Annotated in this window: 15 protein-coding genes and 1 riboswitch; of the genes, 8 read left to right on the top strand and 7 right to left on the bottom strand. The window is 42.6% G+C overall.

What is annotated here, in order from left to right:
• The first annotated feature begins 58 nt into the window (after positions 1-58).
• The 3 genes from E2P86_RS12635 to E2P86_RS12625 all read left to right on the top strand — a co-directional run bounded on the left by E2P86_RS12635 (position 59) and on the right by E2P86_RS12625 (position 3,381).
• On the top strand, positions 59-592 hold the full coding sequence (locus E2P86_RS12635) for an RNA polymerase sigma-70 factor (protein ID WP_085471302.1): 534 nt from the start codon (positions 59-61) through the stop codon (positions 590-592).
• Positions 589-1,560, top strand: coding sequence for a FecR family protein (locus E2P86_RS12630; RefSeq protein ID WP_134433417.1), 972 nt, complete (start codon positions 589-591; stop codon positions 1,558-1,560). The genes E2P86_RS12635 and E2P86_RS12630 overlap by 4 nt, the downstream gene beginning before the upstream one ends.
• 192 nt (positions 1,561-1,752) lie before the next feature.
• A complete protein-coding gene (locus tag E2P86_RS12625; protein ID WP_134433416.1) occupies positions 1,753-3,381 on the top strand; it encodes a hypothetical protein in 1,629 nt (542 codons plus the stop codon).
• Positions 3,382-3,584: 203 nt separating this feature from the next.
• Here the strand turns inward: E2P86_RS12625 and E2P86_RS12620 are convergent, their stop codons facing one another.
• Entirely contained in the window at positions 3,585-4,256 is a 672-nt protein-coding gene (locus tag E2P86_RS12620) for a DUF937 domain-containing protein (protein WP_134433415.1), read from the bottom strand.
• An 82-nt stretch (positions 4,257-4,338) separates the two neighbouring features.
• On the opposite strand from E2P86_RS12620, the gene E2P86_RS12615 reads away from it, so the two are divergent.
• Complete coding sequence (locus E2P86_RS12615; RefSeq protein ID WP_085471306.1) at positions 4,339-5,445, top strand: DUF2891 domain-containing protein; 1,107 nt, start codon at positions 4,339-4,341, stop codon at positions 5,443-5,445.
• A 29-nt stretch (positions 5,446-5,474) separates the two neighbouring features.
• Here the strand turns inward: E2P86_RS12615 and E2P86_RS12610 are convergent, their stop codons facing one another.
• The 6 genes from E2P86_RS12610 to E2P86_RS12585 all read right to left on the bottom strand — a co-directional run bounded on the left by E2P86_RS12610 (position 5,475) and on the right by E2P86_RS12585 (position 14,222).
• Positions 5,475-5,738: a hypothetical protein gene (locus E2P86_RS12610; protein ID WP_085471307.1), complete on the bottom strand. Its 264-nt coding sequence runs from the start codon at positions 5,736-5,738 to the stop codon at positions 5,475-5,477.
• Positions 5,739-5,805: 67 nt separating this feature from the next.
• Positions 5,806-5,900: riboswitch (SAM-I-IV-variant riboswitch) on the bottom strand.
• A gap of 115 nt (positions 5,901-6,015) precedes the next feature.
• On the bottom strand, positions 6,016-7,656 hold the full coding sequence (abc-f, locus tag E2P86_RS12605; protein WP_234991051.1) for a ribosomal protection-like ABC-F family protein: 1,641 nt from the start codon (positions 7,654-7,656) through the stop codon (positions 6,016-6,018).
• A gap of 487 nt (positions 7,657-8,143) precedes the next feature.
• Positions 8,144-8,458, bottom strand: a complete 315-nt coding sequence (locus E2P86_RS12600; protein ID WP_085471309.1) for a DUF4342 domain-containing protein — start codon at positions 8,456-8,458, stop codon at positions 8,144-8,146.
• Between the two features lie 53 nt (positions 8,459-8,511).
• The gene (locus tag E2P86_RS12595) at positions 8,512-9,465 is read right to left on the bottom strand and encodes a DUF4407 domain-containing protein (protein ID WP_085471310.1); all 954 of its coding nucleotides are present in this window, start codon (positions 9,463-9,465) and stop codon (positions 8,512-8,514) included.
• A gap of 4 nt (positions 9,466-9,469) precedes the next feature.
• On the bottom strand, positions 9,470-10,000 hold the full coding sequence (locus tag E2P86_RS12590) for a hypothetical protein (protein ID WP_085471311.1): 531 nt from the start codon (positions 9,998-10,000) through the stop codon (positions 9,470-9,472).
• Positions 10,001-10,151: 151 nt separating this feature from the next.
• Entirely contained in the window at positions 10,152-14,222 is a 4,071-nt protein-coding gene (locus tag E2P86_RS12585) for a hybrid sensor histidine kinase/response regulator transcription factor (protein ID WP_134433414.1), read from the bottom strand.
• A 339-nt stretch (positions 14,223-14,561) separates the two neighbouring features.
• On the opposite strand from E2P86_RS12585, the gene E2P86_RS12580 reads away from it, so the two are divergent.
• Genes E2P86_RS12580 through E2P86_RS12565 form a run of 4 tightly spaced genes read left to right on the top strand, consistent with a single transcriptional unit; the run spans position 14,562 to position 22,188 of the window.
• Positions 14,562-17,768, top strand: coding sequence for a SusC/RagA family TonB-linked outer membrane protein (locus E2P86_RS12580; protein WP_085471313.1), 3,207 nt, complete (start codon positions 14,562-14,564; stop codon positions 17,766-17,768).
• Between the two features lie 10 nt (positions 17,769-17,778).
• Positions 17,779-19,698 carry a RagB/SusD family nutrient uptake outer membrane protein gene (locus tag E2P86_RS12575; protein WP_085471314.1) on the top strand — a complete coding sequence of 640 codons (1,920 nt, stop codon included), beginning with the start codon at positions 17,779-17,781 and terminating at the stop codon, positions 19,696-19,698.
• A gap of 35 nt (positions 19,699-19,733) precedes the next feature.
• Entirely contained in the window at positions 19,734-20,927 is a 1,194-nt protein-coding gene (locus E2P86_RS12570; RefSeq protein ID WP_085471315.1) for a DUF5000 domain-containing lipoprotein, read from the top strand.
• A 25-nt stretch (positions 20,928-20,952) separates the two neighbouring features.
• Positions 20,953-22,188 carry a DUF4998 domain-containing protein gene (locus E2P86_RS12565; RefSeq protein ID WP_085471316.1) on the top strand — a complete coding sequence of 412 codons (1,236 nt, stop codon included), beginning with the start codon at positions 20,953-20,955 and terminating at the stop codon, positions 22,186-22,188.
• Positions 22,189-22,197 lie beyond the last annotated feature (9 nt).

Here is a 22,197-nt window from a genome sequence, read left to right as displayed (position 1 = left end):
GTCTTATCTTTAAAGCGAGCCGAAAACAGGCTTGTTGGGAAGTACTATTTAATACGATATGTCAACGGAAAAGGAAAAAAAATTTGAGGAAGTCTTCCGGGCACACTTTAAAGAGTTGCATGCTTATGTGTATCGCATTCTGGAGGATAGTGCACTTTCAGAAGAGGTTGTTCAGCAAGTGTTTCTACGGTTATGGGAGAAAGACTGGGAGTCGGATATTCACACCTCACTGCGTGCGTATCTCTACAAGTCGGTATACCATGAAAGCTTAAACATCGTGAAGCGTAATCGGGTAAAGCAGCGATACACAGATCATCAAGTACACCATGGTATCCAAACCGTGTATGCAGATCAGAGTGATGCAGAGCTGAAAAAATTACTGCATAGCGCTTTGGATTCGCTGCCTGAGAAAAGTAGAGTGGTGTTTGAGATGAGCAGATTTCAAGAACTGAAATACCAGGAAATTGCGGTTTCATTGAATTTATCGTTAAAAACCGTCGAAGGACATATGACCAAAGCGTTGCGGCATTTACGGATACATTTGGTCGATTATTTAACAGTTTTATTGTTAACCTTAATTTCAGGATTATGAACAAGGAATGGATTACAAAATATATTGTGGGGGAGATGAATGCTGCAGAACGAGCAACGATGGAAGCATGGATTGAAGCGGATCCCGTACATAAAGAAGAATATATCGCGATGAAAAAGGTATGGGAGCTCAGTGCACAAAAAGGAGATGCGCCTGAGATTGATATTGATCGGGCTTGGAACACCTTTACGCAGCTTCGCACGGAAAGGGCTCAGTCAAAGGACGAAGTTGTCGTCAAGATAAGCACGAGTAGGTCTCCATTTCGTTGGATCGGAGCAGCAGCCGCAATACTTTTGATTTTAGGCTTATCTTATTGGGGATTAAATGATAAGCTATCTCAGGAGACAGATCTACGTACATTAACGCAAACATTGCGTGCGCCATTGCCTGATGGAAGTATGGTGAGTCTAAACAAAGATACAGAGTTACATTACCATAAAAGTTGGTTTGGAAAAAAACGTGCGGTAAGCTTAGTGGAGGGGGAGGCTTTCTTTGAGGTCAAAAAAGATAAGGCACATCCTTTTGTGATCGAAGCGGGGCAGCATCGGATTACGGTTGTTGGCACGAGTTTCCATGTACGAAGGACGCCGGGTGAAACGGAAGTTATCGTCGCGACAGGCAAGGTGCGTGTGAATTATGGCGATCAAGAAGTCTTTTTACTACCTGAACAGCGTATCGTGATCGCTGATACAAGCAAGCAAACGGTAAAAGTGGATTCAGTGAAGGATAATCTATATCGTTATTACGTACATCAGGTGTTTGAGTTTGACAACACGCCGTTATCGCGGGTATTCGAGGCCTTAGGTAAAGCCTATGAGAAAGAATTTGTCTTGGAAAATCCAGCGCATCGAAAGTTGTTGTACTCTGCTAAGTTCGAACAACAGGGCTTAAGCGAGATGATTGATGTGATTCTGAAGACCTTTGATCTGAAGATGAAAAAAAGAGGAAACAAGTATTATATTAATTAAGCTGGGATGTTCAAAAGTCAGTTTATTAGCAGTTTGAAAATTATTTTATATATCGTGCGCAAGTCTAAATTATTTATAGCGTTAATCTGTTTTTGTTTTTTTTGCAGTGCGGCAACAGCCCAAGGAAGCTTATCTAAAAAGATTAAGGTACCGGGGTTTGAGAAAACGATGCTCCGAACCATCTTTAACCACTTGGAGAGAACAGAATCTTTTTACTTTTCATACAACAGTAATTTGTTGGATACCGAGAAAATAGTAGATACAAAACCTTTTGATGGCCTTTTGATTGACTATTTGGAGAAATTATTAGGGGAGAAGTTTAGCTTCAAGGAAACCGAATCGCATGTTATTATTACCTATGCACCACAACGGATGGATGTATCTGTAGAAGTGGAACCCACATCAAATAGAGCGATGGTGATGGGGTATGTCCGTGATATCCGAACAAAAGAGGGTATTCCGCATGCCAGTATTTACGATCGCGTTGCCTTTCAGACTTCCACGTTATCGGATAAAAACGGTTATTTCGTTTTAGACTTAAAGAAAGCGGATCATATCCTTGCAATCGGTTTAAGTAAGGAAAATTATAGGGACACCTCCATTATGCTGTTGTTGCCAATTGATGCGGTAAAGAATTTGAAGGGCCGTAAGTTAGGCTATTATGCACGACAGGATAGCAGCCGAACCGTTTATGATAGCTATTTTGGTCATTTTTTTACGAGCTCCGCGCAACGGTTGCAGAGTTTGAATTTGGGTGGTGTTTTTGCCTATAGCCCTTTTCAAATGTCGCTGACACCGGGACTTAGCACGCATGGCTTTTTCAATTCACAAATTGTGAACACCTTTTCATTGAATTTAATTGGTGGTGCCACGGCTGGGGTCGATGGTACAGAGTTGGCAGGCGGCTTTAATGTGAACCAATATGATATGCGTGGTGCTCAATTTGCGGGTGTCATCAATGTGGTTGGGGGGAATGTGAAAGGATTTCAGCTGGCTGGCGGCGGCAATGTGGTGATGAATGATGTGGAAGGCGTGCAAATAGGGGGTGTATGGAATTTAGCCGATACCGTTCATCACGGTATCCAGCTCTCAGGTGGTTTTAACGGCGCAAAAACATCCTATGGAAGCCAAATAGCTGGTGTTCATAATTTAAGCCGTAATGAGGTGGCCGTGCAGATTACTGGAGGAGTGAACATAGCCAAGGTGGTTAAAGGTGCCCAGCTTGCTGGGGTTCTCAACGTGAGTCGTAAAGAGGTGGTAAGTCAGCTTGCGGGTGGTATCAACATAGCAAAGAAAGTAAAAGGTGTACAGCTTGCAGGCGTATTGAATATCGCAGATAGTAGCGACTACCCGATTGCCTTATTGAGTTTAGTGAAAAATGGAACAAAGCAGTTGTCGGTTCATATTGATGACAGCAAGCTGGTGGCACTAAATTTCCGTTCTGGGGGGCGTGTCCTGTACAGCGTACTTGGTTTTGGTTTATATGTAGATGATCCGATAATGAAGTATGCGGCGGAATTTGGGTTGGGCGCACGCCTTATACATACATCGAAATTTTCTTTTTCGACCGAACTTGTACAACGAACAAATTTTGCGGATAACTTTCGTACGACTGATAATAATCGTGTTTCCCTACGTTTTATGCCAGCGATGTACCTGAGCAAGCATTTACAGGTTTTTGCAGCTCCTTCCTTTAACTACGCCCAAGCGCTGGAGCAAGAAAGTGGGGCGGGTACTGCATGGCGTTTCTGGGGGGCAAGCCGTACTAGAAATAGCTTCCACGGAGGAGGAACGGTCGGGATAAATTATGTGTTTAATTAGGGTTAGGGAGTTCGGGTGGTGCAAAGGCAAGTTTCTACAGATCGCCATAATTCCTCAGGCGACATTTGGTCGTTAAGAAAGCTAGAAGCGTTGCTAACGCAGGCAATATAGTAAAGTGTGAACTATCTTCTCCAGATAAAATTTAAAGAGACTACCACATCCCCGCAAGAAGCGGGGCTACGCGGTAGTCTTCTTTTTGTTTTTTACTTTCCAAACATGCCAGCTAAAGAATCCAAAATGCCGCCTTTATCCTGTTGGCTTTTGTTTTGATTGAAAAAGTCGCCCGCCAGGTTGCCAATCATATCGGTAATACCGTTAGATTGTGCAGCCGCTTGTGTGTTGCCTCCGCCGCCAAAAATATTGCCGATTAGATCTCCAATACCACCTCCTGTGGAAGCTTGTTGCGCACCGCCACCGCCTAATACTGAGCCGATGAGGTCGCCAATGCCACCCCCACTGTTGGCACTTTGTTTTTGTTGGCCGAGATATCCCATAACCATGGGCGCTAAACTAGCGAGTACTCCACCTACCTGTGCACTGCTCAAGCCTAGCTTATCTGCAAAATTTTGTGTTACAGATTCTGTGTTTTTGCCAAACATATGGTTGACAATCTTTCCGCCATCATCGTTGTTGTTGCTGCCAAAAACGTCACTTATCTTATCCAGAATACCGCTACTGCTGTGTTGGTCAAGCGCTTTGTCGATATTTTCTGCTTGTCCTTTGTTTTTGGAGTTGTAGTTCAACGCAGCAATCATCAGCGGAACGGCGGCTGCAACGATCCACTTTGCTTTCGTCTCGCTAACACCCAACGTACTGGAAATGGCTGATATCGCTTTCGAACCGATACCACCTGTAATTAAATCTGTAATACCCATGATTTTTATTTGTTAAGTAACAATATGTATTTTTTTATGCCTATTCTTGTTCTTATAAACTTACAGAAAAATAAATTGTTTTATGAAGTACCTAGGATTTGTTGTATCGTTGTGTTTTTTAGCTGTTTTAAGTGGTTGTCAACAGCAACGAAATACAGCAACAGAGAATGAAGCGAAAGTAGATAAGCTGACATTGGATTCCGAAATGGCAGCCCTGATTTTCGCACTCCCTACACATTGTTTAACGATTGAATACCCGAATAAAATGGGACAGGTCTTGGGGAGCGTTCAAGATCTAAAAGGGCCTAAAGCACTGCGTCCGATTTTTTATGGATGTTTTGATTGGCACTCTTCCGTGCACGGTTACTGGTCCATTGTGCACTTGTTACGCCTTCATCCCGATTTAGATTCCGACGGCAAAATCCGACAGATATTGAACGCTCATATCACGAAGGAAAATCTCGCGGTGGAGCTTGCTTTTTTTCAAGATAAAAATAATTTGAGCTTCGAGCGGACCTACGGCTGGGCCTGGTTGTTCAAGTTGCAGCAAGAGCTGTTGGCATGGGAAGATAAGGATGCACAGAAGTGGGCATCCGTATTACAACCTTTGGTCGATTTGCTTTCGGAACGGACACAAGTTTATTTAACAAAATTAGTTTACCCGATTCGAACAGGGCAACACGATAATACAGCTTTTAGTCTTGCTTTGATGTTTGATTATGCCAAACAAGTTGGAGATCATAACCTATTGAATGCTATAAAGACCAATACTACACGTTTTTTTGAAAAGGATAAAAATTGTGATTTAGCGTACGAACCGAGTGGATATGATTTTCTGTCACCGTGTTTGGAGGAAGCCTATCTCATGAGTAAGGTGTTACCACATGATGAGTATAAAGTGTGGCTTTTGAATTTTATGCCAGGTTTGTTTGAAAAGGAAGTAAAGTTATTGCAGCCTGCTATTGTGAGCGATCGTACGGATGGAAAATTGGTTCACTTGGATGGGTTGAACTTTAGTCGTGCCCATTGCCTGTACGGTATTGCACAAGTGCTTCCGGAACTTCATGATGTTTTGGTGCAGCTCGGGAATAATCACATTGAATTTTCTTTGAAAAATATCAGCAACGACGACTATATGGGAAGCCACTGGTTAGGATCATTTGCCTTGTTGGCGCTGTCTAACCAGTAGCTATATGTAAAGGGGGAGATTTGCTTGCTTTAACAGACTGGAATGAGGCTATTGTTTTCTAGCTTTACTTTCACAATCTGGATTACGGTAAAACCGTCCTCTTTGGAAATAATAGGGGATAGGTCGATTCCCTTCTGGGCAAGTGCTTTAAGCACTGCATTCCGGAAGGTAGAGCGTGAGCTTCCCCAAACCTTGTTTTCAACAATGTCATTGTTGATGGTGATCAACTCATTCACCGTATAGTGGTGGAACTGCTCTTGTAGATGGCTGGATAGTTGATTTGTTGTTGACATACAATTTAAAATTAAAAACGTTTAACCATAAATTGTATTCAGAAAATCAAGGGTTTAAAACAATCGTGAAGACACGTTTATTTTGGCGTGATACCCGTATTATTTTACCACCGCGGTGCCTACACTCGGTTGGTATTGCTTATGCAATTCTGAATACTCTACAAATATAGTAGAGTTTTTTTTATTTCCAAATATTTTTTTAAATAACGTATATTTAGTAACAACGCTCCACTCCCTACCAACTACGCTCTACCAACTACTCCCTACCAACTACGCTCTACGAACTACTTCCTACCAACTCAATCTCCCTTGTAATAGCTATTTGATTCAAGAAATAGGCATCATGCGAAACGACCAATAATGTTCCTTGATACTGTTGAATAGCTGCGGTTAGAATTTCGATATTTTGGATATCTAAGTTATTGGTAGGTTCGTCTAATACGAGAAGCTCTGGTGCATTATTACTTATTGTTAAACAACATAGAGCAAGGCGCATTCGTTCTCCGCCACTTAATGCAGCAACCGATTTGTTCCAGCTTTCTTTGTTAAATAAAAAGCGATCCAACCTAATCTTTATATCGTGTTCTTGGAGTGCTCCGTCATTAAAATCCTCGGCCTGTTCGTATACGCTAAGTGCATCATTCAAAAGGGAGTAGTCCTGATCAATATAAACGGTTTCAATCGCGGTACGGAAAATCGATCCCGTCGCGGGCGTTAACGCACCTAACAAGAGCCGGATGAAGGTCGTTTTTCCGGATCCGTTCTTTCCTTTTAACGCAATGCGCTCGCCACTTGTAATTTTTAAATTTAATTTATCCGACCAAACCGCTTGGGCTTCGTATTGATGATTTACATGCGTGAGTTCGAATAACACCTTACCTTGATGAAGGCTTGTTCTTTCGAAACCAAACTTCATCTTGTCGATATCGGCACGCTGCATGCGCAACGATGATAGTTCTTCACCGATATTATTCGTTTTATTGCTATGGACTTGCTTGGATTTAGCACTGCTATTTTCGGCGTTATTGCGGAGCGTATTCATCATAATACGCGCAACGCCGGCTTTTTCTTGCTTCTTTTTACCACGTGCATCCAGCTTCTGCTGACGCTCGGCTACGGCACGTTCTTTTTCTTTGGCCTTCCGAAGGTCTTTTTCCATTGCCTGGATGTGGTCGCCCAGCGCGTTGCGCTCCGCATCTTTCTGCTCCGCGTAGAAATCATAATTCCCGCCGTAAGTCTTTATGCCCTCTTTACTAAGTTCATACATCGTGTCAAGTAAATTGAGCAAGGTACGATCGTGGCTCACAATAAGTAAAGTTGCTGCAGTTTGTTCGATGTATGCATAAAGCAATTGCCGGCCCTGATTATCCAAATGATTACTGGGCTCATCCATGATGATAAACTTCGCTTGGTGGATGTGTATACCGGCTAAAAAAACACGGCTCTTTTGTCCACCACTAAGTGTCGCCATCTTGTCATTCAGGTTTACTCCCTTCAAATCCCAACGGGTAAAGGCATCGTGACAGCGTTCTTCGAGGCTCCAATCATCATCGAGCATCAACATATGCTCTTCCGAGGCATTTCCCGCCAAGATTTCATAAAAAGCATGCAATTTATGGGCTACTTGAAGCGCCTCAGCCACTGTTTTGTCTTGGTATTGATCAAGTATTTGAGGGATGTAATAGGGGGACTCTACCGATCTTATTTGACCCGTATTGGGAGTGTGAAGACCTGCAATAAGTTTAAGCAGTGTAGATTTTCCTGCACCATTATTCCCGATAAGCGCAGCTTTAGCACCTTGACGAAGGCTAAAATTTAAATGTGTAAACAGGACTTCTTTATCCTGATGTATATAGGAAATATTGTCGATAATAAGCATGATTTCTTTCGTTGTAGAAGTTAACAATAGGCAGTTCATCCATTAAGGATAATGCTGAGTATGTTCGGTGGAAAGAAATATTTATTACATGCAGTAAGTGATTTGTTGCTTACAAAGGTAGCAATTAAAAAGTTAAAATTGAAAAAAAAGTAATCCCGGTGATGGCTGGCTTCTTCATAATGTCTTTAAAAGTCCAAGCGACAAGCCTACCTGTAGTAGGTTTGTCGCTTAGCATATCATATTACTTGCTTTAACCTTTAGGAGTCTGGGTTACAAGCCTACCTACGGTAGGCAGGCTCGAACTAGCGTGTTAGTGAGCGTCGAGTATTTTGAAGACGGTTCGCTAGTTTGCTATCCGCTGGCGCGCGCCTTTGGCTCGTGTCTCCCTTGTTTGTCCCTGTCCTCTCAGCCACGTGGGAGCTTAGAATACAACCTCTTGCTTGTTGTTTTCCAGAGGCAAGAGGTCGATCTATTTTATGAGTATAGTCCAATTTTTAGACTAAAAGGAGCCTGTTATAAGATAGCCTTACAACAGCGGTTCTTCTGGTTCTGTTGCAGCATTTTCTTTCTCCTCTTCCTGAGGGGGTGTTGCTTCATCTTCTTTGTGCTCTTTCTCGACTGTAATCTTGCATTCGGTCAGTAAAGCCGCAATGGCGCCAACAGCCGCAAAAATGGGCGCGAATACGACCCCAACGACACCCAACGTTACTGGAAAACTCATTATTTCTTTTCCGTTCTTGTCCGAAATGCTGATTTTGGTCACATTACCTTCTGCGATAATTTCCTTTATTTTTTTGAGTAGGTTTTCCCCGTTTACGAAGAATGTTTCTTTGATAGACATAATTGTATTTGTTTTGAGTTTATAAAAATTAACAGTTATAATAGAGACTTTGTTTACGGATTACGTAGCTTTTCTAGCATGTGAACACGAATTTCTGTTTGGTGTTGCAAAAGCTTATCGTAGTCTGATTCTTTGTCCGTTAGTTTCATGACGAGTACAAAAAGTTCAATAGCTAGAAAGAACAACAGGAAGAGGAGATATACGAAAATACCAATTTGTGAGGATGTAACCACATCATGTAGTAAGGTCAGTTCATCGAGAAATCCTGTACTGGCTTTCAATTCTTTTTCTTTTCGTTCTTTGATGGTCGTGATCGACTGAGCCAGCTCAAATTTTTTATGTTGCAGCGTTTCTATTTGTTTATGGAGCTGCTCCATTTCCAGTTTTTTCGGATTCTCCATCACCGATTTGTTGGTCGATTGGGTACTATTGATCGCTTTTCCTTCTTTATCCTTGGTTACACTACTGTTCGTATACGTCGTTATAATGACCGGATTTTTCTTTAGGTCATTACTTACGGCATCATAGCGTAAGTTTGCTTTAGCGATCATGCTGTCCAAACCTGCTATTTGCTTCTGGATATCCTGCTCAGATTGTTGCACGGCTAGTTTTACACGTTCGTCCATGACCTGCGCTTTACGCAGTTCGATATCGTCTTTGAATGTAATTTGGTCCATAATAAAGGCACCTAAAATAGACATCACCAAAGCGAGGAGAATACGGAAGATGCTGGAACCTAAACTAACTTTCGTCGATAGGATAATAATCCGCTCGATCTGGATAACGACAAAGCTCATTAAGAGCCCACCGAGAAGCCCTCCCCATTGTTCCAAGTGAAGGTATCGTGTTGCAAAACTGTAGCCAATGAAAAACCAGACTAGCGTAATCAACAGCATGGCCGATGTATATTTTTTTACGTTCTTGGCCGATTGCTCGCTCGAGTTTTTTACTAGATTATAATTGAACCCTGTTAGAAAACAACCAAATTTTAACCACCAATCTTTCATCGTACTAGAATTTTTTGTTTAATAAATAGGCTTGTGTGATGGATGCCATACCTTTCATGAAACCACGTTTGTATGCTAAAATCGCACGTTCACATAAACCACTATCGGTGGCTACTGATCGTTCGAATTCTTTTACTTTTTCCATGTGGTCGAGAAGGTCTGTTTGTTTGATTTTAAGCTCATCGACAAGATCTATCAACCCAGCGCGTCCCCGTGAGTGGATATGAAACTCCATATCTTTCATTAAGGAGTCATGGTACGTTTTTACCTGATGGATCAGAATCTCAAGATCATAACGAATCAGTCGGATATTATCGTTTTTGTATCCATCATCGGGACTGATGAGGGCGTCATTAAAGCCTTTGGCTTCAAAATCTTGCTGTAAGTAATTGTAGATGCGGAAAATACCATCTCCGCCAGGTACTGTCGTATGGAGCTCCGTACTTTGCTCGTTTTCAGGAAGTGTAATATCTTCTTGTGGAATAGTTGAAAGTGGCAGCTCCTTTTTCTTTCTTAAAAATGAAAATAATCCCATGCTTGTTTCTCTGTTTAATTCTCCAAAGTAAGGGATCAATCAGAGGGATTAATACAGTGATTAGGTGAAGGTTTCCATAAATTAGGTGAATGCAGGAAGAATGTCGGTGAAAATATGATCCCGTCAACCAGCGAAGCTGACGGAACCATATTTAATTCATGCGTACCTGATATTTGTTTTTAACGTGTCCAAATTTTTTACGATACTCGGATGGCGTACACCCAAATAGTTTTGTGAATTGAAGCCTAAAGTGTTTGATGTCACTAAATCCCGCATCGTAGGCCGCTTCATTTATGTTAGCATTGGTATCAATCAGGGTTCGGGCGACTTTTCTCAATCGGATATAGCGGATAAATTCGTTTGCCGATTTCCCTGATATAGATTTAATACGTCGATATAGGTTGGAGTGACTCATGCTTAACTTGTCGGCTAATGTTTTTACGGAAAAATCGGCCTCCTGCAGGTGCGCTTCTACAATATGCATCGCATCGTGTAGAAAGTCCTTATACTCTTGTGGTATTTTGTTATCCGTGGCCTGCATCGTAATCTCATTGTGAAAATACTGATGAAGGCGTTGTTTGTTTTGTATCAGGTTGCTCACCCGTGCCTGAAGAATTTCTTTATCAAAAGGTTTGGTGATGTAATCATCCGCCCCCCCCTCAATCCCTTTCAGACGAACATCGGGGGAGGAGCTGGCCGTCAGTAGGATCACCGGAATATGGTTGAGTCGATTGTTTGCTTTGATATTTTCGCATAGGTCGATACCTGAAATATCTTTCATCACAACATCGCTAATGACAATATCCGGTTCTATTGTTCGCAAAATTTCAAGCGCTTTTTCTCCGTCCTCCGCTTGTATCACTTCATAATCAGGGGTAAATATCTTCGCTACGTAATTCCGGATTTCGTCATTATCATCTACCACCAGGATAATACGCTGCTCGGTCGTAAGTGTTTGGTCTTTCCTTGTAGGTATCGTGTTGTTAGACTCCAACGGTACTGTATTTTGATCCACCGGGAGATCGCTGTCCATAAACTCATGGAGAAAGACAGAGTGCTCTGGAACATCCTCGAAGACAAGGCTATCTTTTAGCATCTTTGGTTTGTGTGGTAGGGTCAGCGTAAAGGTAGTTCCTAGGAGCTCATTGCTTTCAAAATGGATAGTCCCTTCGTGTGCTTCGGCAAATTTCTTGACCAAAAATAAGCCAATGCCAAATCCGGATTGCTGGCTCCCTTTGCTGGAGTAGTCCCGATGAAATGGTTTAAATATACTGGACGCCAGCGTGTTTATGATGCCCTTTCCGGAGTCGATTACCTCCAATACTAAATAGTCATTGTGAGGCGTGATCTGTATGGTTACCTTCCCATTTTTAGCTGTATACTTAATCGCATTATGAAATAGATTAAAGAGACATATTTCCAGTTTTTCCCGATCACCATACATCTCATAGCTATCCGCGTAACTTTCAAACTGGTAATCGATATCCTGCGAATGTGCCAGTTGTTGGAAACAATAATACACTTCTCGACACAGTTTTATAAAATCAAGTTTTACAATTCGTAGCTCATCAAAGCCGCTGTCAGCTTTTCGAAACAAAAGCAATTTATCCACCAGACTCAACAATCTTTTTGAGTGATTGTAGACATGATGTAGTTCCTGCTTATTGATATCTTCATGTGCAGCACGGTACAACATATCCTTGAGCGGATTGACCATGAGGGTTAGTGGCGTTCTAAACTCATGCGCTATATGGGTGAAAAAACTTATTTTTTTCTCACTGAGTTCCTGCTCTTTATTGCGTGCAAACTCTGACGTTTTGAGTTTATATAATAGTTTTGTTTTGTACTTTATATGATTGATATAAAGATATAAGGAGCCTACTATCAACAAAATATAAGCAGAATAGGCCCATCCGGTTCGCCACCATGGAGGAAGGATCTCTATCGCTATTATTCTTTCTTTTGGGTTCCAGCTGCCATCGGCGTTGGTCGATTTGATACGTAAGGTATAGGCCCCTTCCTTTAAATGGGTATATTGCGCATTGCGTTGCTCTCCCACATAGTTCCAATCTTTATCCCACCCTTCCAAAAAGTAGGCATATTTGATCTTGTCTGGGAAGGTATATTCCAGGGCAGCAAATGAAAAAGAAAGCATGGCCTGATGGTAAGGAATGGTCAGTTTGTCTACGGTTCCTAAAGCCTGATCTCGCTGCTGCTCCGCGCTGCCGTATGGCTTATTGTCAATCTGTAATTGCGTAATAGCCAGTTTCGGAAAGTGCTGTTGTGCCTGTATATCTTTAGGGGTAAAAATATTGAACCCGCGAATACCGCCAAATGCCATTTCACCGGAACGTAATTTTAGTGCAGCATTGTATGTAAATTGGTTGCTTTGTAGTCCATCTGTCCGGCTAAAGTTTTGAAAACTCTTGGTCTTTGGATCAAACTTTGAAAGTCCATTATAGGTTGATATCCACAAATTTCCTTCTTTGTCCTCCAGCGCATTGAGCAAGGTATTGCTGGGGAGACCTTCTTTTTCGGTATAGCGATCAAATGCCCCGTTTTCTTTATTAAAGAACAGTAAACCACCGCCCTCGGTGCCTATCCACAGGTGTTTTTTTCCTGCGGGATGGATAAAGCGCACTGGGGTACCGATGGTAAATGTGCGCTGTTTTTTTGTGGTTACATCGATGCGAATAAGATCTCTCCAGGAACCCAGCCAAAAGTTGTTTGCACTTTCTTCTGTAAAGACCAGGATATCTTTCGTTGGGATATCCAAGGGGACAAAACGATCTGCTTTCGTGTCTAATTTATAAATTGATCCGCCGTTTAAGGTTGCAGCCCAAATTTGGTTATTGCTGTCTTGATGCAAGCGCCAGGTCGTAAGATTAATATAATCGGTATTGGGATAATAGCAATGATACTGTTTAACGTTTCCCGTTTTGGTATCCAACAGGAAGAGGCCTTGGTCATAGGTACTTACCCATAACTTATTGTCCGACTGTTGTATTAAATCCGTCACGAAAGCTTTCTGTAAAGCATGGTGCTGGATAGGGAAATCCACAAACGCTTGCTTTTTTCTATTCCATTTCAAAAGACCGGCGCCATCAGTTCCGATCCACAGGTTTTCGTTATCTGCCTCGGCCATGGATAGCACAAAATCCTTCTCACTGATAAGCTGGCCGTGCGTTTTATTTTTAATCAACTGAAATTTCCCTTTGCTATAATCGATTTTGTTTATCCCACCACGTAAGGTTCCGATCCACTGTCTGTTTTGGGAATCTTCATAGATGGCGAAGACAGAGTTACTCGTCAGGACATATTTATTGTGATCGTTGTGTTGTTCCACTTTGCCGGTCATCATATCAATCTTTTGTATTCCGCCGCCGTCGCTTCCAACCCACATTTTTTTATCCTTACCAAAATATAGGTGCACCACGCGGTCAAGACCTAGTCCCGCCGCCGCTGTATAGTGAACAAACGCCTGACGCGATGGATTGTATCGGCTGATGCCCCAGTTTGTAGCAAACCATACATCACCATCTGCGGATGCTGCCATGGTGGTCGCATTAAAGGTTCCAGCAGCTTTGACCACCACCGTTCTATGCTGAGGGTCATAATAACAGAGGCCTACGTTTTGAACAACGAGCCATAAATTTCCTTCTGGTGTTCTGCATAAACCACTAACACTGTATGATGTCGTTTCGTTTTGGGGAAGTTGTAATGGAATGGAAGAGGCTACATAGCTGCCCTTATGCTGTTGGATGGCTAATAATCCCGCTTGCTCACTGCCAGCATAGATATTTCCCTCTTTATCGTTTCTTAATTGGTGCACGGAAAAATTGATATCGACCTTTTTTCCATTCTCCGCGTAGAGCGGCAGGCGCAAGAAGGTCGTCTCGTCCCGGTTTAACTGGGCGATACCAATCTTGGTTGCCACCCAAAGATTTCCGTTTTTATCTTCCGCAATATCGGTAATACGGTTGTCGGGGAGTGATTGTGCATCGTGTAGTATATTTTTATATACCTTAAAGCTATAGCCATCATAGCGATTTAATCCGCTGTAGGTACCAAACCACATAAAGCCATGTCTATCTTGGAAGATATTTGTTACATAGTCGTTCGATAGTCCTTTTTCTATGCCGAGATACTCTATTGTACCTTGCCCTTTTGCACTAATAAGTACCAAAAAAAGCTGAAGAAAGGTATAAATACTATACTTCATAATTGGGTTGGTTTCATTAATAGGTTATAAAGTAAAGCTAGTTAAAAGCTTTACTAATAACAAGCGTAAGTTTGACATTTATTTTTTTATTCTTTTTCTGCCGTTTTTCTACGGTATATGTGCCTCGTAATTGTCGGCGGGCAGACCGGTTAATATGTGGTTGTTGGTGGATAAAAAACGGTTGTTTGTTTTCCTGTTTCCTTTTTTTTTAGCTTGTCCTGCCTAATTACCCCCTTGTTTTTGATGAAATCCCCCCTAAGTAAAGTGTAAGATACTCCCGATAATTGTGCAGGCAGTGTATGAACTGTCGCAGATTATAAACTAACCAAAATAAATGCAATGAAAACTTACAAAATGCTTACACAACGTCTGGGCATATTTTTATGTCTCTTTATGATGTATGGTATAGGTGTTGCGCAAAATGTCAATGTCAAAGGTTTGATAACAAGTGGGGGCGCACCGCTAGGGGGCACCACCATCGGCGTGCTCGGAGGGGAAGCACGTTCACTTACGGATGACAAAGGAAATTACGTAATTGCTGTACCTGGGGGATCGACTCTAGTTTTTAGTAATATCGGTTTTATTCGAAAAGAGGTATCTCTTGCCGGAAAGAAAGCTGACGCCACAGGGTACATTGTGCTGGATATTGTTTTAGAGACAGACGACAGTATGATCGAAGATGTTGTCGTTACCGGTTTCGGGCAACGTGAAAAACGGGCCAGCTTAGTCGGTTCGGTAACCACCATAGAACCAAAAGAGCTGAAAGGGCCAACGAGCAACCTAACCACGATGATGGCAGGACGTGTTGCTGGTATGATTGCTTTCCAACGGAGTGGTGAACCGGGAGCTGATAATGCCAATTTCTTTATCCGGGGGCTCGGTACTTTCGGTACCGGGAAACAGGATCCGTTGATCTTGATCGATAACGTGGAATCCACACCAACCGATATGGCTCGCCTACAACCCGATGATATTGCATCATTCTCGGTGTTGCGGGATGCGAATGCAGCCGCTATGTATGGCGCTCGCGGTGCAAATGGTGTCGTGCTGATTACCACGAAGCTCGGAAAAGAAGGACGGACCAATTTTGATTTTCGTATGGAAAATTCGCTATCGACGAATACGCGTAACTTCCAGTTTGCAGATAATATTACCTACATGGAGTTAGCCAATGAGGCATACCTAACACGCCCTTTGGATGCGAGTACAGGACAAGGACTACCGTATTGGCAGAGTAAGATCGATAATACGAAAGCAGGACGGGATCCTTTGTTGTACCCGAATAACAATTGGATCGATCAATTGATTAAGGATTATACCTTAAACCAACGTTATAACCTCAGTTTATCGGGTGGAGGGACACGCGCACGTTACTACTTGGCGGGAACCTATAACGTAGACAACGGCTTGTTGAAAATGAACGGGATCAATAATTTCAACAATAATATCAAGCTTCGTAATTATTCTGTTCGATCAAATGTGGACATCAATTTCACCCCGACAACAACAGGTATTGTACGTGTGTATGCACAGTTTGATGACTACACCGGACCTATCGGTTACCGGGATTCGGATGGTGGATGGGTCAATGGGGGGCAAGCTACCTTTAGAAGAGCAATATGGTCCAACCCGGTGATGTTTCCAGCCGTTTATCCGGCTTCATTCCGACCTTATTTAAATCACCCACTTTTTGGGAATGCAGTCAATCGGAATGGCGGTCTCTATGTAAATCCATACGCTGAAATGGTACGAGGTTACCAGGAGTATAATACATCGACTATTATGCCGCAGATTGAAATCAGACAAGATTTAAGTGCGGTTATTCCGGGCTTGAACCTAACGGCTATGGCTTATGTACGTCGCTATGCTTTTTTCGAAGTTAGTCGCCAATATAATCCTTTCTATTATTCCAGTAATGTAAACCCTGATGGAACGCTGAACCTTCGGGTATTAAACGATGGAGGAATAGGTTCCATCGGGCAAGTAGGACGTGAATACTTAGATTATAGCGAATCTGAAAAAAGAGTGTCATCGATGTTTTATGCACACGCTATTGCCAATTATAACAGAAGATTTGGTGTACATAATGTAGGAGGTACATTAATTGGATTGATCCAGAATCAGCTAAATGGTAATGCCGGCAGTTTACAACTATCCTTACCCGCTAGAAATATCGGTTTGTCGGGACGCTTTACCTACGGTTATGACGATCGTTATATGGCGGAATTTAACTTTGGATATAACGGTTCGGAGCGATTTGCCAAAAATCGTCGTATGGGTTTCTTCCCTTCCTTTGGTCTAGCGTATAATATTTCGAATGAAGCATTCTTTGAACCGATTAAAAACACAGTAAACAACCTGAAGTTGCGTGCAACATATGGCTTTGTCGGAAATGATCAAATTGGACGTGCAGAACAGCGTTTTTATTATATGTCTGAGGTTAACATGAATAGCGTAGGGCGTGGGGCAGTATTTGGCGAGCTCGGTATTATTGGGCGTCCAGGTATTGCGATTAATCGCTACGCTAATGAAGGTATAACCTGGGAAAAATCAGAACAAACGAATTTAGGATTAGATGCCACGCTTTTCAATGCTTTAGAAATCAACGTGGATGTTTACAAGCAAGTACGTAGTAATATCTTAACAGATCGTGCTTTTGTACCGACAACAATGGGATTACAGGTGCCTATTGTTGCCAATACCAACAAGGCTGAAAGTCGTGGTGTGGACTTGATGTTGAATTATAATAAAACATTGAACAACAGCTGGTGGATGAACTGGAGAAGTACACTGACCTACGCAAAAAGTAAACTGCTGATCGTTGATGAGCCTGCGTATGCGGAGAGTTACCGCTATACAGTGAATTACCCGGCGAAGCAATGGTTCGGGTATGTGGCAGAGCGTTTGTTTGTGGATGATCAAGAGGTTTTAAATTCTCCTACACAGATTGGAACACCGGGAGTTCACTACCTCGGAGGGGATATAAAGTACAAAGACTTAAATGGCGATGGCCGGATTACCGATCTGGATAAAGTGGCGCTAGGTTACCCGGAAAATCCAGAATTAATTTATGGTTTTGGAGGTTCTTTAGGATACCAGGGTATTGACTTTAGTTTCTTCTTTCAAGGATCTGCGCGCTCTTCTTTTTTCCTAAACCCGGAAAATATATCTCCTTTCTATCAGAATGGTGGCAATCAGAACGGACTGCTACAGGCTATTGCCGATAGTCACTGGAGCGAAGACAACAGAGATTTATACGCCTTATGGCCACGTTTGAGCGAAGGTGTCATTGCAAACAACAACCAGGTTTCTTCGTGGTGGCTTCGGGATGGCGCATTTCTTCGTCTGAAAAGCGTTGAATTTGGATACACCTTTAAGCAGAGCCTAATGGAACGGATCCGTGCCAAAAATTTGCGAATCTATGCCAATGGTATGAACCTATTTTCTGTTAGCAAATTTAAGCTATGGGATGTAGAAATGGGCGGTAAGGGTATTGGATACCCGGTACAAGCCGTATATAATTTAGGCTTACAGTTTACTTTTTAAGCGTTAGAAAATGAAAAAGATTAAAAATATAATAACTCGTTTTTCGATGTTGACGGGCATGCTGGTACTGGCGAGCAGCTGTCAAGATTATATCGATGTGGTTCCGGATAATGTAGCAACAATCGAACATGCCTTTTCGTTGAGAAATGAGGCAGAGAAATATTTATACACCTGTTATTCCTATTTGCCGCGCAACGCTGATCCGCTGCAAAACGACGGTTTTTTGGCCGGGGATGAAGTTTGGTTGCCGGTTGCTCAGCGGGAGATATTGGGTAGCAACTGGCAGATTGCACGCGGTGCACAAAATGTAAATAATGTTTTAGTTAATCGTTGGGACGGTGGTTTGTTCCAGGCCATCCGCGATTGTAATATTTTTCTGGAGAATGTATCTAATCCCAGCAAAGTACCGGATCTAAATGCGGATGATCGTTCGAGATGGTTGGGTGAAGTCATGTTCTTAAAGGCATATTACCATTTTTTACTGCTTCGGGCCTATGGACCAATTCCTGTTGTTCGTGAAAATCTTCCCTTGGATGCAACCGCAGAACAGGTTCGGGTGGAACAGCGTCCTGTAGATGAGGCCGTCGATTATATTGTCAGTTTATTGGATTCAGCGGTTAACACATCTGTACCGTTGTTGATTACCGATCGCGCGCTACAACTTGGGCGGATCACTAAACCTATTATCCACGCCGTAAAAGCAAATGTATTACTGACAGCGGCCAGTCCTTTATTTAATGGCAATCCAGACTACGCGAGTTTTAAGAATTCAAAAGGCGAGCAGTTATTTAATCCTGTATACGACGAAACAAAATGGGTACGTGCAGCAGCAGCAGCGGCAGCGGCAGTTCAGTCGTCAGAAACGGCGGGATTCAAGCTATATAAGTTTAACAAAGCACAGTATGGACAGTTTCGACTATCGGATACGACGGCGAATATGTTGAGCATTGCAAATGGCTTTAATGAGCGTTGGCAAGAAGAACATATATGGGCAAACTCCAATAGCCAAGCGTCCAACATTCAGCGCGATGCCATGCCTTTACTCACTGCTGAGGCAGTTGTTGGAACGGCGCGACAACATTTGAGCGCACCGATAAAAATTGCAGAAATGTTTTATACAAAAAATGGCGTTCCCTTGAACGAGGATAAAACGCTGGATTTTACGAACCGATATACCGTTCGTGAAGCTAACCATGCCGAGCGTTTCTATATCAAAGAGGGGTACCGCACGGCGCGTTTGAACTTTGATCGGGAACCACGCTTCTACGCGAACCTCGCATTTGATGGCAGTGTATGGTTTAAGTTTGATGAATTGAGCTTAACGGATGAGGATACCTATGTGTTAGAGGCCAAATTAAATCAGTCTGCAGGTGCGAATAACCACGGTTGGATTAATGAAACCGGTTATTTCTTACGTAAGCTGGTTAATTGGGAACAAACATTTGCCTCAAGTGGTGTGAGCTATCGTTCGTACCCGTGGCCGGAAATCCGCTTAAGCGATGTGTATTTAGCGTATGCCGAGGCATCAAATGAAGCGTTTGGCCCGAGCGAAGAGGTTTATGCCGCTTTAGATAAAATACGTGCAAGAGCTGGACTAAAAGGTGTGTTGGAGTCTTGGAACAGTTATTCTTCCAATCCCAATAAACCACGCACCAAAGAAGGTCTTCGCGATATTATCCGACAAGAGCGTATGATTGAGTTGGTGTTTGAGGGCAAGCGCTTTTGGGATCTCCGTCGTTGGAAGTTAGCCGTAAATTATCTGAACCAAAATATTACCGGCTGGAGCGTTAGCCAAGAGACAACCAATGACTATTACCGCTTACGGACGCTGTTTCCACAAACTTTTATCGCACCGAGAGATTACTTCTGGCCTTTAGGCGAATATGCGCTATTGGTCAATCCGAATCTCGTACAAAATGTAGGTTGGTAGAATAAAAACGAAAAGAATTATAAAACGCATATATTATGAAATCCCTATTATATAGTATTTTTTGTATAGCTCTTGTCGTATCCTTTTGGTCTTGTAAAGAAGAGGTTAAGGATATCTCAGAACAAAATACAACGCCTCCGGGCATAGTCACTGATGTGCGGGTAGAGAACTTGCCCGGTGCTGCTCGCATAGCGTATCGATTGCCGATGGATCAGGACCTCCTCTACGTGAAAGCAGTCTATACGTTGTCTTCAGGTCGTAAGATGGAAGTGAAATCCTCTTATTATAATAATTTCCTGATCGTGGAGGGCTTTGCTGACGAGGCTGATTATACCATTGACCTATTTGCCGTAAATAGAAGCGAGGTAAACTCGCAACCGGTGCAGGTAACCATTCGCCCGAAAGAGAACCCAATCTGGGATGCATTCCGCAGTTTGGAGGTTATACCAGCTTTTGGAGGAATCCGCATCACGGGAGAAAATGAAAAACAAAAAGATATCACCATTATGGTGATGGTCGATTCCTTAGGCGAATGGGTACCATCTGTGGATAATATCTATACGGCTACGAAGCAGATTAATCGGACTATCAGAGGTTTGGATACGGTGGCACAAACTTTCGCTATTACTGTTCGCGATAAGTATATGAACTTCACGGATACCATGATTACCACCCTTAAACCATTGTATGAGACAGCTTTGTCTAAGTCTCGATACGCTCCGTTAGTCTTGCCAGGCGATGCGCAGCAGGAGTATACATCTACTGGGTTGAATAAAATGTGGGATGGGGATAATTTCCACTGGCCTAATATTTCCTTAACCAAACCAGGTATTACAACCTCTCAATGGGTGACTTTTGATACCGGGGCTTTATCGAAAATGAGTCGTATCGTTATTTGGGACTACCCCGAGTATACCAACAGCGGTCGGATGTATTTCTTCGGAGGAAACCTTCGTCAGTTCGAAATTTGGGGATCCACAAACCCACCGTCGGATGGTAGCTGGAACAACTGGCACTTGCTCGGAACGTACGTGAGTGTCAAACCCTCCGGCTTACCTGCTGGACAACAAACGGATGAGGACTATCAATTGGCCAATAGTGGACTGAGCTACGATTTTGATATTGCTGTTCCTAAGGTTCGGTACCTCCGTATAAAATCAAACAGAAACTGGCAGGGATCTACCTTTATGTCCATCGCAGAGCTTCAAGTTTACGGAGATCCGCGCTAAGTATAAACGTGTAAAATTTATAGAGATGAAAAGAACATATAATAAAATATTAACCCGTATTTCTTTCCTCCTTGCCCTAGCCGTTTATTTTGGCTCGTGTACCAAAGGAGATGAGTATAAGAAGTATTTTGAGGGTGGTGAAACGGTATATACTGGTAAAATAGATTCGGTTATCGTATACTCTGGGAAAGAGCGTGTATATGTAACCGGACTGTTTATGGCGGATCCAAAAATTGTTAAACTCAAAGCGTTTTGGAATGGACGTAAGGATTCTATTGAGGTTCCTATCCAGCGAACTACGGGGGTTGATACCTTAAAACTAATGATTCCTGTTGCGGAAGGGGTGCATAATTTTGAGTTTATCACATTCGATGCACAAGGAAATAAGTCTTTACCAGTTTTTAAAACCGGAGCATCGTATGGCGCGCGTTATATTTCGGGCTTAATCAATAGACCTGTTGCCAATGCCTTTATATCGGAAACGGAAGAAGGTGTAATCGAGTGGGGTGGTATGGATTTGACGAGTGGCGTGTTTGGAACACAGGTGAAATATCAAACGATCGATAATAAGGAAAAGTTATTGCTTGTACCTATTGACGAAAGCGAAAATACGTTGCCGAAAGATTATCGGATCGGAACGGAGGTGAAGTACCGCACTTTGTTCCTGCCGGATACATTGTCTATCGACACCTTTTATACTGAATACGCGTCCACTAATTTTACGCGTTACGTAACAAGCCAATATCTGAAGAATACGGCGGCACCATTCGCAACATCGGCCTTTAGTGGCAGTCGTTGGGGAATTCCAGCAAGCTGGGTCACGAACACCGCGGTTAAAAACTTCCTTTTGAACGGTGCTTACTACGGTGGTGTGGATGGTAATCAGAACTATCGCTTAACGATGGAAGCCGGTTGGAGTAGCAATAACTTAACATCCTTTACAAATGGTAAAATCCACCAAACGACCACCTTACCGGCAGGTAAATATGAATATGTGGTTGATGTCAATGGCGCGAGCTCTTCAGGTTCATTCTTCATTGCTATTGCAAAGGGTAAGGATATACCAAATATTGAAAACCTTGCTACACAGGCCAAAGCGTATGTTTCTTTTGTAAACCGGTCTGGTGTTATTACAGTCCCGTTTGAGCTAACAGAAGAGACGGAACTTTCATTCGGATTCGTGGGTTCACTGACGGGAACAGGAAGCACAGGACAATATTGGAAAGTAAGTAGTGTGAAACTTAAATATTTGGCGAAATAGCATGGGTAT

Source organism: Sphingobacterium psychroaquaticum (genome assembly GCF_004421025.1).
Classification (GTDB): Bacteria; Bacteroidota; Bacteroidia; order Sphingobacteriales; family Sphingobacteriaceae; genus Sphingobacterium; species Sphingobacterium psychroaquaticum.
The sequence above is the reverse complement of the archived record's forward strand: the minus strand, read 5'-3'. Positions and strand labels throughout refer to the sequence as shown.

What these genes read in the sequence shown, in the direction of transcription:
- E2P86_RS12635 (WP_085471302.1), top strand. Translation starts at nt 59, where the DNA reads ATGTCAACGGAAAAGGAAAAAAAATTTGAGGAAGTCTTCCGGGCACAC.
- E2P86_RS12630 (WP_134433417.1), top strand. Translation starts at nt 589, where the DNA reads ATGAACAAGGAATGGATTACAAAATATATTGTGGGGGAGATGAATGCT.
- E2P86_RS12620 (WP_134433415.1), bottom strand. Translation starts at nt 4,256, where the DNA reads ATGGGTATTACAGATTTAATTACAGGTGGTATCGGTTCGAAAGCGATA.
- E2P86_RS12615 (WP_085471306.1), top strand. Translation starts at nt 4,339, where the DNA reads ATGAAGTACCTAGGATTTGTTGTATCGTTGTGTTTTTTAGCTGTTTTA.
- E2P86_RS12610 (WP_085471307.1), bottom strand. Translation starts at nt 5,738, where the DNA reads ATGTCAACAACAAATCAACTATCCAGCCATCTACAAGAGCAGTTCCAC.
- abc-f (WP_234991051.1), bottom strand. Translation starts at nt 7,656, where the DNA reads ATGAACTGCCTATTGTTAACTTCTACAACGAAAGAAATCATGCTTATT.
- E2P86_RS12600 (WP_085471309.1), bottom strand. Translation starts at nt 8,458, where the DNA reads ATGTCTATCAAAGAAACATTCTTCGTAAACGGGGAAAACCTACTCAAA.
- E2P86_RS12595 (WP_085471310.1), bottom strand. Translation starts at nt 9,465, where the DNA reads ATGAAAGATTGGTGGTTAAAATTTGGTTGTTTTCTAACAGGGTTCAAT.
- E2P86_RS12590 (WP_085471311.1), bottom strand. Translation starts at nt 10,000, where the DNA reads ATGGGATTATTTTCATTTTTAAGAAAGAAAAAGGAGCTGCCACTTTCA.
- E2P86_RS12585 (WP_134433414.1), bottom strand. Translation starts at nt 14,222, where the DNA reads ATGAAGTATAGTATTTATACCTTTCTTCAGCTTTTTTTGGTACTTATT.
- E2P86_RS12580 (WP_085471313.1), top strand. Translation starts at nt 14,562, where the DNA reads ATGAAAACTTACAAAATGCTTACACAACGTCTGGGCATATTTTTATGT.
- E2P86_RS12575 (WP_085471314.1), top strand. Translation starts at nt 17,779, where the DNA reads ATGAAAAAGATTAAAAATATAATAACTCGTTTTTCGATGTTGACGGGC.
- E2P86_RS12570 (WP_085471315.1), top strand. Translation starts at nt 19,734, where the DNA reads ATGAAATCCCTATTATATAGTATTTTTTGTATAGCTCTTGTCGTATCC.
- E2P86_RS12565 (WP_085471316.1), top strand. Translation starts at nt 20,953, where the DNA reads ATGAAAAGAACATATAATAAAATATTAACCCGTATTTCTTTCCTCCTT.